Annotated in this window: 13 protein-coding genes; 11 read left to right on the forward strand and 2 right to left on the reverse strand. The window is 63.4% G+C overall.

Annotated elements, in window-relative coordinates; genetic code table 11:
• Positions 1 to 7: 7 nt before the first annotated feature.
• Positions 8 to 6,181 (reverse strand): hypothetical protein, encoded by a 6,174-nt coding sequence (locus PRZ03_RS04475; RefSeq protein ID WP_273599199.1) that lies wholly within the window; start codon positions 6,179 to 6,181, stop codon positions 8 to 10.
• 260 nt (positions 6,182 to 6,441) lie between these two features.
• Between PRZ03_RS04475 and PRZ03_RS04480 the strand changes: the two genes are divergently transcribed.
• Positions 6,442 to 7,425, forward strand: a complete 984-nt coding sequence (locus PRZ03_RS04480; protein ID WP_273599200.1) for a PfkB family carbohydrate kinase — start codon at positions 6,442 to 6,444, stop codon at positions 7,423 to 7,425.
• Here the strand turns inward: PRZ03_RS04480 and PRZ03_RS04485 are convergent, their stop codons facing one another.
• Positions 7,426 to 8,031, reverse strand: a complete 606-nt coding sequence (locus PRZ03_RS04485) for a phenylacetic acid degradation protein PaaY (RefSeq protein WP_273599201.1) — start codon at positions 8,029 to 8,031, stop codon at positions 7,426 to 7,428.
• 180 nt (positions 8,032 to 8,211) lie between these two features.
• Between PRZ03_RS04485 and PRZ03_RS04490 the strand changes: the two genes are divergently transcribed.
• From PRZ03_RS04490 to PRZ03_RS04535, 10 genes are read left to right on the forward strand one after another with little or no spacing between them, the layout of a single operon-like run.
• Positions 8,212 to 9,015, forward strand: coding sequence for an enoyl-CoA hydratase-related protein (locus tag PRZ03_RS04490; RefSeq protein ID WP_273599202.1), 804 nt, complete (start codon positions 8,212 to 8,214; stop codon positions 9,013 to 9,015).
• A gap of 26 nt (positions 9,016 to 9,041) precedes the next feature.
• Positions 9,042 to 9,494, forward strand: coding sequence for a hydroxyphenylacetyl-CoA thioesterase PaaI (gene paaI, locus PRZ03_RS04495; protein WP_273599203.1), 453 nt, complete (start codon positions 9,042 to 9,044; stop codon positions 9,492 to 9,494).
• Between the two features lie 23 nt (positions 9,495 to 9,517).
• Entirely contained in the window at positions 9,518 to 10,525 is a 1,008-nt protein-coding gene (gene paaA, locus PRZ03_RS04500) for a 1,2-phenylacetyl-CoA epoxidase subunit PaaA (protein ID WP_273599204.1), read from the forward strand.
• Positions 10,522 to 10,830: a 1,2-phenylacetyl-CoA epoxidase subunit PaaB gene (paaB, locus tag PRZ03_RS04505; protein WP_273599205.1), complete on the forward strand. Its 309-nt coding sequence runs from the start codon at positions 10,522 to 10,524 to the stop codon at positions 10,828 to 10,830. Before paaA ends, paaB begins: the two co-directional genes overlap by 4 nt.
• 7 nt (positions 10,831 to 10,837) lie before the next feature.
• The gene (gene paaC / locus PRZ03_RS04510; protein ID WP_273599206.1) at positions 10,838 to 11,614 is read left to right on the forward strand and encodes a 1,2-phenylacetyl-CoA epoxidase subunit PaaC; all 777 of its coding nucleotides are present in this window, start codon (positions 10,838 to 10,840) and stop codon (positions 11,612 to 11,614) included.
• Positions 11,608 to 12,135 (forward strand): 1,2-phenylacetyl-CoA epoxidase subunit PaaD, encoded by a 528-nt coding sequence (gene paaD / locus PRZ03_RS04515; protein WP_273599207.1) that lies wholly within the window; start codon positions 11,608 to 11,610, stop codon positions 12,133 to 12,135. Before paaC ends, paaD begins: the two co-directional genes overlap by 7 nt.
• Before the next feature lie 17 nt (positions 12,136 to 12,152).
• Complete coding sequence (gene paaE, locus PRZ03_RS04520) at positions 12,153 to 13,238, forward strand: 1,2-phenylacetyl-CoA epoxidase subunit PaaE (protein WP_273599208.1); 1,086 nt, start codon at positions 12,153 to 12,155, stop codon at positions 13,236 to 13,238.
• Positions 13,239 to 13,255: 17 nt separating this feature from the next.
• Positions 13,256 to 13,864, forward strand: a complete 609-nt coding sequence (locus PRZ03_RS04525; RefSeq protein ID WP_273599209.1) for a TetR/AcrR family transcriptional regulator — start codon at positions 13,256 to 13,258, stop codon at positions 13,862 to 13,864.
• 24 nt (positions 13,865 to 13,888) lie between these two features.
• Positions 13,889 to 15,940 carry a phenylacetic acid degradation bifunctional protein PaaZ gene (paaZ, locus tag PRZ03_RS04530; protein ID WP_273599210.1) on the forward strand — a complete coding sequence of 684 codons (2,052 nt, stop codon included), beginning with the start codon at positions 13,889 to 13,891 and terminating at the stop codon, positions 15,938 to 15,940.
• A gap of 45 nt (positions 15,941 to 15,985) precedes the next feature.
• Positions 15,986 to 16,468, forward strand: a complete 483-nt coding sequence (locus PRZ03_RS04535; RefSeq protein ID WP_273599346.1) for a hypothetical protein — start codon at positions 15,986 to 15,988, stop codon at positions 16,466 to 16,468.
• Positions 16,469 to 16,487: the final 19 nt, after the last annotated feature.

Raw genomic sequence — 16,487 nt, forward strand, 5'->3', positions numbered from 1 at the left:
CGCCAACTCAGATCAGCAAATACGCCTTGTTGCGTTCAAGTTCGTCGTGCAATTGCTCGGCCCGGAACAGGGTGTGATGTGCTGTGCTGTGCTGCTGCAGGTCCGTTGCGAGCGGTTCGGCCGCTGGCGATAGCCGGTCCGTCAGTAAATTGGCCGATGGGCCTTGCAGCAAATCATGCAGGGTCGGACCTGAGCTGTCCTTGTTGTTGGCCGGCGGCGCTTGCGCAAACCAGACGTCGACCAACTCATGGGTCTGGCCGTCGGCGGTTTTGAAGTTGGAGGCCATGCCGATCAGATTGCCGTTTTGGATCACTTCTTGGTGGCTCGCATTCAGATCCAGCTCGACGACGCCCAACTCGGCCAGGCTGTGCAGCTGGCCTTTGGAGCTGTTGCTGGCGCCGACCCAGACCTGCAGATGATTGAACTCGGTGTCGGCGGCCGAGATCTTGCCGTCGTGATTGCTGTCCAGCTGCGCCAAGGCCTGAAAGCCGTTATCGGCCAGATGGCCGTTGTTCAGCTTGGTGGCGGTGCCAAAAAGCTCGGCGCCGTTGTCGATCTGCCCATTGCCGTTGCGGTCCAGCGCCAGCATGCCGTTGCCGGCAGCGGCCCAGCCGATTTGCGAGGCATGGCCATTGGCATTGACGTCAAAGGTGACGCCGTTCTCAACGCCCAGGGTATGCGCACCTGCACCAACACCGTCGCTGACGCCAATGCCGCTCAGATCCAGCATCAGCGGCGAGGCGGCGGCCAGCACCCCTAACTGTGCCGGCGTCATCGCTTCGCGCTGCGTGCCGGTGAATGCGGCCACATGGGCCATGTCCATGGTGGCGAGTTGCTCGGTGCTGAGCGCGGCGATCTGGCCTTGTGTGAGGGCCGCCACGTCTGTCATGGGCAGCGCATTGAGCTGCGCGCCGGACAAGGTCGTGATGGCGGCAGTGCTGAGCGCTGCGATTTGGGCCGGCGCAAACAAAGCCAGGTGGCTGGGTCCAATCACATCGACTTGGGCTGCGCTCAGTGCCGCCACTTGAGCAGGCAGCAAGGCCTTCCACTGCAAGGGTTCCATCGCGCCGATGTGCTGGGCGCTCAGCTGGGCCAGGTCGGCCGGGGAAAGTGCCACGATTTGCACCGCCGTCAGTGCCGCCAGCTGGTCGGGGCGGAACTCACCAAACTGTGACGGCGCCATCGCCTTCAAAGCTTCAACGCTGATGCCCGGCATCTGCGCCGCACTCAGGGCGCCGAACTGCGCATCGCTCAGGGTCAAGATCTGCGGCACGGTCAGGCCGGCCAGTTGCGTGACGCTGAGGGCAGCGATATGACTGGTCGGGAGTTCGCTGAGCCGGAACGGCGCAATTGCCGCCAGTTGCGTCGGCGACAGCTCGCCGATATGGGTGGGGCTCAACCCTTTCAGTTGCTCCAGGCTCAGCGAGCCGATCGCGGCGGTGCTCAGTGCGACCAGTTGCTGCGGCGCAAAGGCATTGATCTGCGTGCCGCTGAGGCCTTGCAGCTGCTGGGTTGTCAGCAGATTGATTTGTCCGACATTGAGGGCTTGCAAGGCCGCGGCCGACATCGCATGCAACTGGCCGGCGTCGAGTGCGGCAATCTGGCTTTCACCCAAGGCGGCAATTTGGGCCGGACGCAAGGCGCCGAAGTTGTCGGCGCTGATGGCGTCCAGCGCGGCCGTCGTCAAAGCGCGCAGGCTGTCCGGGTTGATGGCCTGCAGCTGGGCGCTGCTGAGCAACACGATCTGCGCCGAGTTCAGGGCCTGGATTTGGCTCGCGTTGAGCGCTTTCATGGTGTCCAGACCCAAGAGCGGCAATTCGTTCTTGTTCAGCGCTTCGATCTGCGCGCTGCTGAGCGCCAGCATTTGCGTGCTGCTGAAGGCGGCGAATTGGGCGCTGCTGAGGCTGTGCAAGGCCGCGACCGACAGCGCCTCCATCTGCGCGGTGCTCAGGCTGGCCAACTCGGCCGTGCTCAAGCCCGGTGCTTGCGTGGAGGTCAGCGCGGCCAGCTGGGCGGTGCTGATTTCGGGTCTGGCCTGGGCCGTGATTTGCGCGATCGCGGTGCTGCTCAGGCTGGCGAAAGTTGCGGTGCTGACGGCGGCCAGGTCATTCATGACCAGCGCGGTCAGCTGATCACTGCTCAAGGTTGCGATGGCCGCGGGCTGCAAGGCGTAGACCTGCTGGCTGGAGAAGGCATCGAGCTGCGCACTGTTCATTGCCCCCAGCTCAGCGCCGGTCAGCGCCTGCGTCTGCTCGGTCGTCAGTGCGGCCAGATGGGCGGTGCTGAGCAGCTTGATGGCCGAGGTGGACAGGGCCGGGATGGTCGCGACATTCAGCGCCGCGACTTGGGCCGGGCTGAGCGCCAGGATGTCGGCGCTGCTGAAGCCTTGAATCTGGAGGCTGGTCAGGCCAGCGACTTGGGCCGTGCTCAGCAAGGGCAGGGCCGCACTCAACGATGGCCAGACATTGGCCGCCAGCGCGCCGATCTGCGCACTGCCCAGGGCCTGGAGCTGGGTGCCGCTGAACTCCTGCACCTGCGTGCTGTCGAGTTGGCGCAGGGCCTGGTTCGAGAGCGATTGAATTTGCAGCGTCGACAAGGCCTGGACCTGCGTTTGTGAAAGGCTGATCAGAGCGCTGCCGCTGAGCGCGCGTATCGCATCGGTCTCAAGGCCTTGCAACTGTTGTGTCCCCATGGCACGCCACTGCTGGGTGCTGAAGCCGCTCAAGGCGGCAGCATCCAAGGCGCCGGCCTGGCCGACGCTCAGACGCGCTACCTGCGCTGTCGACAAGGCGCTCAGCTGGCGTGCGCCCAGCTCGCCCCATTGCTCATCGCTGAGCATGCCCAGATGATGGGTGCCCAGGCTGCGCAGTGCCGCGCTTGACAGGCTCAGCACTTGCTGGGAGTTCAGGGCCAGCACCGCCTCAGGCGCCAAACTATTGAATTGAGCGGTAGTGAGCACGGCGATGGCGGCCGTGTTCAAGGCGCCAGCCTGGGCGCTGTTGACGGCGGCCCATTGCGCATTCGACCAGGCGTGAGCGGCTTGCGTGCCCAAGACCTGCATCTGGGCGGTGGTCAGGGCGGCCAATTGCGATGTCGTCATCGCCTCCGCCGCCTTGGCCGACAAGGCCCCCAAGGCCTCGGTGCTGACGGCCGCGATCTGGCCGGGTGACAAGAGCGTCATCTGGTGCGCGGTCAGCCCGGCCACTTGTTGCCCGCTCAGGCCCGCAATTTGCGCGTTGCTGAAGGTCGCGATGGCGGCATCGCCGAGCGACTGGATTTGCACCGCCCGCAGGCCTGCCAGCTGGGTCGGCGTCAGGCTATCGAGGCTGAGAACCTTGATCGCATCCAGCGACAGACTGCCTATGGCCGAAGGGCTCAGTGCCTGCACCTGCAGATGCGAGAGCGCTTGCAGCTGAACGCCGCTCATGGCTTGCAGCTGGCGCGTGCCCAGTGCCTCCAATTGGTCTATGGTCAGGCCTTGCACGGCCGCAGCGCTGAGGCGGTTGAACTGGCTGGCGCTGAGTGCGGCCAGCTCGCTTGGCGTCAGCATCGATGCTTGGGCGCCGCCCAGCCCAGCGATTTGTGTCAGGGTCAGCGCGGCCACATTGGCGGGGCCGAGCGCGGCCCATTGGTCAATATTGAGCACTTGCAGCTGGGACACGTCCAGGCTGGTCAGGGCCAATTTGGACAGCGACGCAATTTGACCGGGCTCGAGCGCTTTGAGTTGCTCGGCGCTCAAGGCCTGAGCTGCGCCTGCACCAAGGGCGCGCAAGGCCGTGTTGCTGAAGGCGGCCAGTTGCTCGGGCAAAAATGTCTTGATCTGATGGGCTTGCAAGCCGGCCGCTTGCGCCGCACTGAGGCCGCCCAATTGGTCCAGACTCAGCGAGGCCAATACGGCGTCGGGCAAGGCCCGCAGCTGGGCCGGGCCGAAGCCTGCGAACTGCGCGCCACTCAGGGCCGCGATGTCGGCCGTGCTCAAAGCGGCCACCTGGCTGTTGTTCAAGGCGCCCAGCGTGCTTGGGCTGATGAAGCGGAATTGCTCTGGGCTCAGCTGGCCGATTTGCGCCGGCGAGGCGCCGGCAAACTGACGCGCCGTGATGGCCGCCAGTTGATCGGCGTTCAAGGAGGCGATGGCCTCGGCGCTCAGTCGGCCGAACTGATTGGCCGTCAATCCTGCCACCTGGGTGGCGCTCAGCGCGTCGATTTGCTGTGCACCCAAAGCGCTGATCTGTGCCGTGCCGAGCAAGGCAATCTGCGCCGGCGAGAGAGCGGCCAGCTGGGAGGGCGTCAAGCCCACCATCACGCCGCTGGTCAGCGCATTGATGGCCGAGCCGGAGAGGGCGCGAAACTGATCCGCATCCAAAGCCGCAACCTGGCTGCTGCTCAGCGAACCGGCGCCGGCGCTGCCCAGGCCGCTGATGGCTTGGGTGCTGAGGACGGCGATTTGCTCGAGGCTGAGCTGGCGCAGCTGCGCGGCACTGAAGCCGCCCATTTGCGCCGAGCTGATGGCCGCGATTTGCTCGATGCCCAGTTTCCCGATCAGCTCACCACCCAAGCCCTTTAACTGAGCGGCGTTCAGTGCTTGAAACTGTTTGTCGCTGAGTGCTTCATAGTCCTCGGAATTCATGCCGGCCAGCTGGCTGCTGCTCAGGCTGCGCAAGGTATTCACCGACAAGGCTGCGACATCGCTGCTGCTCATCAAACCAAACTGCGCGCTATTGAGGCCCAGCAGCTGTTTGCTGCTGAGCAGGCCGACTTGATCGGCGCTCAGATCGGCAAGTGCCTGATTGCTCAGGCGGCCGAACTGGCTGGAGCTCAGCGCCATCAGCTGCGCGCTGTTCAAGCTGCCGACGATGCCAGCGTCCAAGCCGGCCAGTTGCGTGCTGCTCAGCGCGGCAATCTGCGCGTTGCTGAGCGCGCCGAGTTGATCCGTGTCGAGCTGATTGAGCTGGGTGATTTGCAATGCGCGCACCGCCTGGGTGCTGAACGAGCGCACCTGCTCAAACTGCAGCGCGTCGAGCTGTGCCTCCGTCAAGGCCGCGACGCTGCTGCCGGCCAAGCCGCGCAAGGCGGCCGTGCTCAGGGCGGCGATCTGGCCTTCATCCAGCAGCTGCAGTTGGTGCGTGCTGAAAGCATTGAGCTGGCTGGAGCTGAAGAAGCCGACCTGCTCGGTGCTGAAAGCGGCCAGCGCGAGGTCTGACAAGCCGCGCAAGGCCGCGCTGCTCAGACCTTTGATTTGCGCCGGGTCGAGTGCGGCGATTTGCTCAGGGCTCAGCCCTTGCAAAGTGGCGCTGCTCATGCCGGCCAGGGCTGCGCTGGACAGCGCATGCAACTGCGTGTCCGACAGACCGGCCAGGGCCAAGCTGTTCAGTCCAGCGGCCTGGGCCGAACTGAAGGACGAAATTTGGGCTTCACTGAGGCTGCCCAATTCGCTGGCATCGAGCTGGGCGATATGGCGGCTGCCCAGGCCGCGCAGCTGTGCGGTTTCCAGGCTTTGTAGATCGCTGGCGTCCAGGGCATTGAACTGTGTCGTGCTCAGCACCCCGAGTTGGCTGCTGCTCAAACCGTCAAGTTGAGCGGTGCCGAGTGCGTCCAACTGGGCGCTGCTCAATGCCTGGACTTGGGCCGTGGCCATGGCGCGCAGCTGATTCGATGCGAGCGCGCCCAGCCCTTCGTCGCTGAAGGCGGCGATCTGCTGAGTCTTCAAAGTGCGAATCTGAAGCTCTGAAAAGCTCTGCACCGTGTCTGCGTGCAAGCCGGCAATTTGACTGGGCCCAATGGCCGTCAAGGCCGCATTCGAGAGGGCTTGAACCTGCGGCGAGGCCAAAGCGCCCAGCCATTCGGGCTGCAGCGCGGGCGCTTGGGCACTGGTCAGGGCGCGCAGGCCGACGGCGCTGAGTGCGGCAATCTGATCGTTGTGCAAGGCGCCCAGCAAGCTGCTGGGCAGCAAGGGCATGGCGCGCGCGTTCAGGCCTGCCATGGCGTCTATGCTCAGTGCCACCACTTGCTCAGGGCTGATGCTCAGCCAGCCGCGCGACGAGATGGCGCTGACCTGGATCGCGGTCAAGGCAGCCACTTGCTCGTTGTTGAAAGCCTGCCAATCACTGCTGGTGAGCGCGGCAATCGCTGTCGTCGACAGCTTGGCAATTTGCTCCGGTGGCAGATTGGACATAAACGTCATGTGAAACTCCGATTCACCAAAATCCTGTTCAAGTTTTGCTTTTCTTGTCCGATAAATGTAGTGAGCCCCGAGGTTTCGTGGTCGCCGGAAATGCGGCCCACTTTGCCCTTGTGCTTGGCGTTCGCCGCGCTGGATGGCTTGCAAACGCCTGAACTGGACGGTAAACACCGGCCTGTTGCTTTAATTGCAGCCTTGTGGCGGCCAAGCCGAAATACTCGCCAGACATTGCCCTAAACGGCGCGCGATGTTTGAATGCGGGCATGCCGCTCACGCAAACTCTGCTTCACCCCGATCTGGCGCGCTTCGTTGCCTTCGGCGAAGTTCGGATTGACCTTGTCCGCGACGAGGATCAGCGCTGGCGCAGTGCTTGCGCCGGCTCGCCCTGGCAGGTGGCGATGGCGATGTCCAGCTTGGGCGAGCTCAGTGCCTACGCCGGTGCGATCAGCTCGGACCTGTTTGGGCAAGATATCTGGCGCGCCTGTACGGACGCCAATCTGGATTTGCGCTATTTGCAGCAGCTCCCCCGCCCGCCGCTACTGAACTTCATCGACGCGGAAGAAGCCCCCGAGGGTTTTTTCATCGGTGCCGACAGTGCGGACCAGCATTTTCGGCCCGAGGGCCTGCCTGCCGGCTGGGTCAAGGCGCTGCGCTGGGCTCACTTTGGAGGCCTGGGGCTGGTGCGCCAACCACAGGCCCAGCGGCTTGAGGCCTTGGCCGCCGGCCTTAAAGCAGAGGGCAAGAAGATTGCTTACGCACCTGGCTTTCGGACCCTGATGGATTCACGCTATGACGACAGCCTAGAGCGCATGTGCCGCCTGGCCGATGTCATCAAGGTCTCAACCGCCGAGCTGTGCGGTTTGTTTCGCAGCGCCGACTATCACTCCGGCCTGGCTCAGATCGGGGCCTGGAATCCGGGTGCTTTTGTGCTGCTGACGCGTGGTGCCCAGGGTGCAACGCTGTACAGCGGGAGCGGTGAGTGGCATGCCGAGCCACCGCAATTGGAGGACCTTGCAGGCAAGACAGCGCTCGGTCTGGGTGATGCCGCGATAGCGGGTTTGTTGTCCAGTCTGATGCGCGAGCCGGCAGCGCCGCCCGAGCAACATTTGCGCTGGGCGGTCGCAGCGGCCACGGCCGCCTGTACGGCGAGCAGTGACTATGCCTTGCCGCGCGCGCAGCCCTGGACTTTGCCGCGGGCTCTGGTGGCGACTTTGGCGGCCCGAGTGCGGGTACTGCCGGGCGAGTAGCTATTTGCCGGCCAGGCCGGCAGCGCGCGGTTTGTGCAGTTGGGTGGGCAGTTTTGGGCGATCTGCCTCCTGCGCGGCCAGTGGCGGCACCTCTTGCATGCTGGCCAGACAGCGCAGGGTCAGGTCTTGATAGGTCTGCGTGCCGGCCAGCTTCCATTTGATTTCGTCCTCGCTCAAGGGCCGCATCACCTTGGCCGGCAGGCCGGCGATCAATGATTTCTCGGGCAGCTTGAGCCCGGCGCGCACAAAGGCGCAGGCGGCGACGATGCTGTAGGCGCCGACTTCGGCCTCGTCCATCACCACCGCGTTCATGCCTACCAGCGCATCGTGGCGCACCACGCAGCCGTGCAAGACAGCGCCGTGGCCGATATGGCCGTTGGCCTCGACCACGGTCTCCGAGGCCGGAAAGCCGTGCATCACACAGCTGTCCTGCACATTCGCGCCTTCATGCAAGACGATGCGGCCAAAGTCGCCGCGCAGGCTGGCCAAGGGGCCGACGTAGCAGCCGGGGCCGATGATCACATCACCGATCAGTACGGCGGTCGGGTGAACATAGGCGCTGGGGTGGACGACGGGAATCACGCCGTCGATGGCGTAGCAAGGCATCTGTGAATCCTTTGTTTTCGGGCTGCGCCGGGCCCGGGGGGTAAGGGATCTAGGGTTTCCACTAGATCACCTTGGCTTGCGCTAAATCAAAGCGCACCTTACGATCTACCGACCGGTCGGTCAAGAGTGTTTTCGGGAAATTCCGAGGCACCTTGGCCGCTTTGACACTTGAGGCCCGCCATGCATGACCCCTTGATCGAGATCAGCCAAGACGGCGCAGTGCGGACGCTGACGCTCAATCGGCCGGCCGCCTTGAATGCTTTCACGAGCGCCATGCTGGCCCAGATGCGGGCCGCTCTGGATGCGGCCGCAGACGACGTGGGCGTGCGCTGTGTGGTCATCACAGGCGCCGGACGAGGCTTTTGCGCCGGTCAGGATTTGTCCGACCCGCTGGTCAATCCAAATCTGCAGCCCGGTGAAGCGCCCAAGGACATCGGCCATTTGCTTGATGCCTATTACATCCCGCTGGCGCTGCGGGTGCGCAGCATGCCTATTCCCGTGATTGCTGCCGTCAACGGTGTGGCGGCAGGTGCCGGCGCCAATTTCGCGCTCGGATGCGATCTGGTCATTGCCGGCGCTTCGGCCAATTTCATCCAGGCTTTTTCCAAGATCGGCCTAATTCCGGATTGCGGCGGCACCTGGCTGCTGCCGCGCTTGGTCGGCCGCGCGCGTGCGTTGCAGTTGGCCTTGTTGGGCGAGAAGCTGCCGGCGGCCGAGGCGCAGGCCATGGGCTTGATCTATCGCTGCGTGCCCGACGAGGAACTTGCAGTCACCGCGCAAGCTCTCGCCCAGCGCCTTAGCCAAATGCCGGTGCGCGCGATTGCCCAGACGCGCCGTGCTTTTGACGAGGCGGGCAGGCTTGAATTCGAGGATGCCTTGAAGCTGGAGGCCATGCAGCAAAGTCGGCTCGGTTTTGCCGATGACTATCAAGAGGGCGCCGCCGCATTTTTGCAGAAGCGGGCGCCCAAGTTCAGCGACCGTTAATCCAGGATTGGGCCAGGAGAAATCCCATGACCTCACAAGAAATTGCCGAAGCCGTACGGGACGGCATGTTCGCCAATGACCGGGCCAGCAAAGCGCTGGGCATGGATGTGCTGGCCATAGGCCCCGGCTCGGCGACGCTGGCGATGACGGTGACCGAGAACATGCTCAACGGCTTCGACATCTGCCACGGCGGCATGGTCACTGCGCTGGCCGATTCGACCTTTGCCTTTGCCTGTAACTCCTATAACGAGCTGACCGTGGCCTCGGGTTTTTCGATCGACATCGTCGCACCCTCAAGGCTGGGTGACCGGCTCAAGGCGGTGGCCAAGGAAACCTCGTTGGCGGGACGCACCGGTGTTTATGACATCACCATCACCAACCAGGCCGATGAGTTGATTGCGGTGTTCAGGGGCCGCTCTTACCGCATCAAGGGCAAGCCGGTGGTGGCCCTGCATGGCCCCAGCGAGCCCCAAGGCTGAGCCTGAATCAAGGAAGACAAACTATGTATACCCAAGCGATGAGTGTCGGCCCGCAGGATGCGGCCGCCAAGGTCAAGAGCGCTGAGGACGCGGCCAAAGAAGCGGCGTTTGAGGCCCGTATCGATGCTGGAGACTTCATTGAGGCCAAGGACTGGATGCCCGAGCATTACCGCAAGACCCTTGTGCGCCAAATCAGCCAGCATGCGCACTCGGAAATTGTCGGCATGCTGCCCGAGGGCAACTGGATCAGCCGCGCACCGACGCTCAAGCGCAAGGCGATTCTGCTGGCCAAGGTGCAAGACGAAGGCGGCCATGGCCTGTATCTTTATTCGGCCGCAGAGACCTTGGGCACCAGCCGTGATCAGATGCTGCATGCGCTGCACTCGGGCAAGGCCAAGTACAGCTCTATCTTCAATTACCCAACCACCAGCTGGGCCGATATTGGCGTGGTCGGTTGGCTGGTCGACGGCGCGGCCATCATGAATCAGGTGCCGCTGTGCCGCTGCAGCTACGCGCCTTACGCGCGGGCCATGATCCGCGTTTGCCGCGAAGAGAGCTTTCATCAACGCCAGGGTTATGAATCGCTGCTGGTGATGATGCGCGAGGGCAATGCCGCGCAAAAAGCGATGGTGCAGGACGCGGTCAACCGCTGGTGGTGGCCGTCGCTGATGATGTTCGGCCCGGCTGATAAAGACTCGCCGAACTCCGAGCAGTCTATCCGCTGGGGCATCAAGCGCATCACCAATGATCAGCTGCGCCAGAAGTTCGTCGACGCCACCGTGCCGCAGGCAGAACTGCTCGGCATCACGCTGCCGGACCCCGATCTGAAGTGGAACGAGGCGCGCGGTGAATATGACTTCGGCGCGATCGACTGGGCCGAGTTCTGGCGCGTCGTCGGCGGCGACGGACCCTGCAACCGCGAGCGCCTCTCAGCCCGCGTCAAGGCCTGGGATGACGGAGCCTGGGTGCGCGAAGCCGCGCTCGCCCATGCACGCAAACAAACGATGAAGACACAGGAGCAAGCAGCATGAGCAGCGTGAGCAACACGAGTACCGACAAAGAATGGCCGCTGTGGGAAGTCTTTGTGCGCAGCAAGGCGGGGCTGGACCACAAGCATTGCGGCAGCCTGCATGCGGCCGACGCCAAGATGGCGATCCAGATGGCCCGTGAGGTCTATACCAGGCGCCAGGAAGGCACGAGCATCTGGGTGGTGCTGTCGAACCAGATCGTCGCCTCTGACCCGGGCGAGAAGGGCATGTACTTCGACCCGATGGAAGACAAGGTGTACCGCCACCCGACCTTCTATGAGTTGCCCGATGCCATCAACCACATGTAATCCAGCCATGAGCCAAGCCTCCGTACAAGTCGGTTCCTCGCCACAGGTCAAATACCTGCTGCGCATCGGCGACAGCTGCCTGATCCTGGCCCAGCGCCTGGGCGAGTGGTGCGGCCATGCGCCCATCCTCGAAGAAGATCTGGCGCTTGCCAATATGGCCTTGGACTTGCTCGGCCAAGCTCGCGCCTTGCTGACTCATGCCGCGCATTTAGACGGGCAGGGCCATGACGAAGACCAGCTGGCCTTTCTGCGCGAGGAGCGCCAGTACCTGAACCCGGTGTTGATGGAACTGCCGCGCGGCGACTTCGCGTTCACGCAGGTGCGCAACTTCGCGGTGGCGACCTGGATGTTGCTGCTATGGCGGCGTCTGCAAAGCTCGACCGACCCTGAAGTGGCAGCGATCGCTGCCAAGGCGGTCAAGGAGAGCGCCTATCACCAGCAGCATGCGGCCGATTGGGTGGTGCGCCTCGGTGATGGCACGGCCGAGTCCACAGCCCGTATGGCGGAAGCGTTAGCGCAGCTGTGGCCGCTGTTCAATGAGCTGTTCGATGCCGACGCGGTCGATGCCGCAGCGGTGGCTCTTGGCCTGGGCCCATCCTGGGCCGAGTTGAAGCCGGAATGGACGGCGCATCTGAACGAGGTTTTGGCCGATGCCGGTCTGGCTCATCCAAAAGCCAGTGCCTATGTGTCGGCCGGCCGGCGCGGTGTGCACAGCGAGCATATGGGCCATCTGCTGGCCGAGATGCAGTATTTGCAGCGCGCCTACCCTGGCGGTAAATGGTGAGTTCGCATCAGCAGCAGTCCAGCCCCTGCGGCCGGCTCGCCGCCGCCTGGGAGGTATTGCGCCAAATTCCCGACCCCGAGGTGCCGGTGATATCGCTCTGCGATTTGGGCATTGTGCGCGACCTGAGAGAAACAGCCGGCGGCCTGGAAGTGGTGCTGACTCCGACCTATTCCGGTTGCCCGGCGACAGAGTTGATTCAAGACGATGTGCGGGCTGCGTTGGCCGCTTTCGGCGAGATTCAAATCACGATGCAGCGTGCGCCGGCCTGGACGACTGACTGGATCAGCGAAGAAGGGCGCGAGAAGCTGCGTGCCTACGGCATTGCGCCGCCCGGTCGGGTCTTGTCGGCCGAGGCGCAGCCGATCCGCTTGGTCCACCGTGCGTCCTTGAACAAGCTGGCCTGCCCGCGTTGTGGCAGCGTTCACACCGAGAAGCTCTCGGCCTTCGGTTCCACCGCCTGCAAGGCGCTGTACCGCTGCCTCGCTTGCCAAGAGCCGTTCGAACATTTCAAACCTATTTGACAAAAGAGAGCGCGGCAATGAGTAGCTTGCATTTTCATCCTCTGACGGTACGGGCCATAACGCCCGATACCGACGAAGCGGTCGTGGTCAGCTTTGACGTGCCGGCCGCGCTGCGCGAGGCCTTCAAGTTCAGCGCCGGGCAATACCTGACCCTGCGCCACGAGATCAATGGCCAGGACCTGCGCCGCAGCTATTCGATCTGCGCCGGCGCCGACGACGGCGAACTGCGCGTCGGTGTGCGCCGGGTCGAGGGTGGGGTGTTCTCGACCTGGGTCAACCAGGACTTGAAACTCGGTGCGGTGATCGAAAGCTATCCGCCGCAGGGCCGCTTTGGCGCGGTGGCTGCGGCCCCGGGCGAAGCGCGCCACTATGTCGGCATCGCCGCCGGCTCGGGCATTACGCCGATTCTGTCCATCATGAAGACACTGCTGGCGCGCGAGCCTTTGAGCCGCTTCACGCTGATTTACGGCAATCGCGCCCAGGCCTCGACGATGTTCAAGGAAGAGATCGAGGACCTCAAAAATCGCCACATGACGCGGCTTTCTTTGCACCATGTGTTCTCACGCGAACATGTGGATTCGCCGCTGCAGGCCGGGCGCATCGACGCCGCCAAGCTGAGCGAGTTCATGCAAGCCTTGCTGCCGGCCAAGAGCATTGACCATGTTTTTGTCTGCGGCCCCTTTGAGATGAATGAGGCGGCCGAGGTCGCGCTGAAGGCGGCCGGTGTGCCCGAGGATCGCATTCATATCGAGCGCTTCGGCACGGTCGAGATGCAGACCGGTCGGCCGGCACCCCATGTGGTCTTGGCGGGCGATGCCGACAGCGCTCGCGTGACGGTAATTCGCGACGGTGTCAGTCGCGAGATCGAGTTTGCCAAGACCGATGCCAGCTTGCTTGACGCAGCGGCGCGCGCCGGCATGGACGTGCCGTTTTCTTGCAAGAGCGGGGTCTGCTCAACCTGCCGCTGCAAGTTGATGGAGGGCGAGGTGCGCATGGACAAGAACTTCGCGCTCGACAAGGCCGAGGTGGCAGCAGGATTCATCCTCAGTTGCCAGGCTCACGCCTTGACGCCGCGCGTGGTGATTTCTTTTGATGAACGCTGAGTGAGGGCTGAGCAGCCATGGCTCGTGGACGCGCCCCCGGTTTTGAGAATCAACGCGATGAAATTTTGCGCAACGCGGCGCGCCTGTTTGCGAACCAGGGCTACCCCGGTACCTCGATGAATGCAGTGGCCGAGGCCTGCGCGGTCTCCAAGCCCACGCTTTATCACTATGTGCGCGACAAGCATGAACTGTTGATGCAGATCTGCGAGACCCATGTGCAGTGGTTGGAGACTCTGGTCACCGAGGTGCAAGCGCAGGCGCGCGAGCAATCTCTCGCGCCCGAAGCCTTGCTGCGGGCCTTGATTGCGCGCTTTGTGCAGGCTTACGGCGAGGCGCAAAACGAACATCGGGTCTTGACCGAGGACGTCAAGTTCTTGAACGACGAGGACCGTGCCCGGCTGCTCGAAATCGAGCGCCGCGTGGTGGCTGCCTTTGCCGACGCGGTGGCGGCACTGCGGCCGGAGTTGAGTGCCGCCAAGCTGCACAAGCCGCTGACCATGCTCTTGTTCGGCATGATCAACTGGACCTTCACCTGGCTCAAGCCCGATGGTGATTTGAGTTATGAAGCGGTGGCACCGATGGTCGCCGACCTGTTCTTTGGCGGCATCTCTGCCGTCAAGGCTTGACGATTTCTGTATAGCGAGACATTGATGAACACCCAAGCTCCCATTCTTCAAAGCCTGATCGCCAACCGTTGGGTCGGCAGCCAAGCCGCCCGCAGCCTGCACAGCGCCATCAACGGCCGTGCCGTGGCGCTGACCCATGCGGACGAGATCGACTTTGCCGAGAGCCTGGCCTTTGCCCGGACGCAGGCCCTGCCTGCCTTGCTGAAATTCGACTTTCAGCAACGCGCCGCCTGCCTGAAGGCTTTGGCCACTTACTTGATGGAGCACAAGGAGTCGCTCTACGCCGTGTCGGCCCATACCGGCGGCACGCGCAGCGACAACTGGATCGATATCGAAGGTGGCATCGGCACCCTGTTTGCGTATGCCAGCATAGGCCGGCGCGAGTTGCCGTCCAGCAATGTGTTGCATGAAGGCCCTGCCATCCCCTTGAGCAAAGAAGGGCAGTTCATCGGCTCGCATGTGTTGGTGCCCAAGCGCGGCGTGGCTGTGCACATCAATGCCTTCAACTTCCCGATGTGGGGCATGTTGGAGAAGTTCGCGCCGAGTTTTCTGGCCGGCATGCCTTGCATCGTCAAGCCCGCCACCGCAACCTCCTTTGTTGCCGAAGCCTGCGTGCGTTTGATTCACGCCAGCGGCCTGCTGCCGGCCGGCGCGCTGCAGCTGATCATCGGCGGCTCCGGCGATCTGCTCGACCGGCTGGAGGAGACCGATGTGGTCACCTTCACCGGCTCGGCCGACACGGCCGCCATGCTGCGCGTGAACGCCAATCTGGTGCGCCGCTCGATTCCGTTCAACGCCGAGGCCGACAGCCTGAATTGCGCTATCCTGGCGCCCGATGTCGAGGTGGCTGATCCGGAGTTTGATCTGTTCATTAAGGAAGTGGCGCGCGAGATGACGGCCAAGGCGGGTCAGAAGTGCACGGCCATTCGGCGCGCCATCGTGCCGGCCCGCCATATCGATGCGGTCGCCTCAACTTTGCGCGAGCGGCTGGCCAAGATCAAAGTCGGCGACCCGGCGATCGAGGGTGTGCGCATGGGCGCGCTGGCCTCGAAGGCGCAGCAGGCCGATGTGGCCGAGCGGCTGGCAGCGTTGAGCGCCGGCAATGAAGTCATCTTCGGTGAGCGCGATAGCTTTGCGCCGGTCGGGGAGGGCGTTAGCGAAGGCTGTTTCTTCGCGCCGACGCTGCTGCTCTGCCGTGATGGCTTCGCCAACCAAGCCGTCCACAATCTGGAAGCGTTCGGCCCGGTCTCGACCTTGATGCCTTATGACGATCTCGATCAGGCCCTGAGCCTAGCCGCCAAGGGGCGCGGCAGTCTGGTGGCCTCGGTGGTTACCAAGACGCCGGCCATCGCAGCGCAAACGGTCTATTTCGCCGGAGCCTTCCATGGCCGCATTCTGGTGCTGGACCGCGATGCCGCGAAGGAGTCGACCGGCCACGGCTCACCGATGCCGCAACTCAAGCATGGCGGCCCGGGTCGCGCCGGGGGCGGCGAGGAGCTGGGTGGTTCGCGGGCCATCAAGCATTATTTGCAGCGCTGCGCGGTGCAGGGCAGCCCGACCATGCTGAGCGCCATCACCGGCGAGTATCAGCGTGGCGGCAAGGTGCAAGAGCATGCGGTGCATCCGTTCCGCAAGCATTTTGAAGAAATTCAGATTGGCGACTCGCTGCTGACCCACCGGCGCACCGTCAGCGAGGCCGATATCGTCAATTTCGGCGGTGTTTCGGGCGACTATTTCTATATGCACTTTGACGCCATCGCGGCCAAGGACACGCAATTTGGCCAGCGCATTGCGCATGGCTATTTCGTCCTGTCGGCGGCGGCCGGCTTGTTCGTGTCGCCGGCGCCCGGCCCGGTTTTGGCCAACTACGGCCTTGACACCCTGCGCTTCGTCAATCCGGTGGCGATCGGCGACACGATTCAGGCGCGCCTGACCTGCAAGCGCCGCATCGACCGGGGCAATCGCCCGGATCAGCCGCCGCAGGGTGTGGTCGCCTGGGATGTGCAAGTGATGAATCAGCGTGGCGAAATGGTGGCCAGTTACGACATTCTGACCCTGGTGGCCAAGATGTCGTGATATCGTAGCTGTATGGATGTACAGCTTGAATCACCATTGAACGAAATGGCGTTGAACGCCGAAGACACCTGGACCCAGGGCGATCTATGCTGGCGTGACGAGCGCTGGACTGCCCAGGTCATCAAGAACGAAGATGACGAGGGCTGGGCCGTGGCGATGACCTTGGCGGGCGAGGCCGAGCCGGCGCTGGTCGGGCCTTGGACCATGGGGCGTGATAAAAAGAACCCCAAGCCGCTGTCGGCGCCGGCCTTTCACACCTTGGTGAAAACGGCCTCAGAAGTCTTGCGTCGTCATGAGCAGCAACTGCACGCGCAACTGCACAAGAGCCTGAAGATCGATAGCGAGAAGGGCCGCTTGACGGTGCTGCTGGACATCGTGCCCGATGAAGATAACCCTTATGCCACGCTGAGCGCCAAGAATGCCGATGGCGATGTCTTGGCCGAGGTGAAGGTCAGCGCCGGGTTCAAATTGACCGAGAGCAGCGCTCAGGCCTGGGTGGAGGCCGACTTTTTACGGCCCTCGAAATAGACTTTGGCGCAGAGTCCGT

Source organism: Roseateles albus, assembly GCF_028595345.1.
Lineage (GTDB): Bacteria > Pseudomonadota > Gammaproteobacteria > Burkholderiales > Burkholderiaceae_C > Paucibacter_A > Paucibacter_A albus.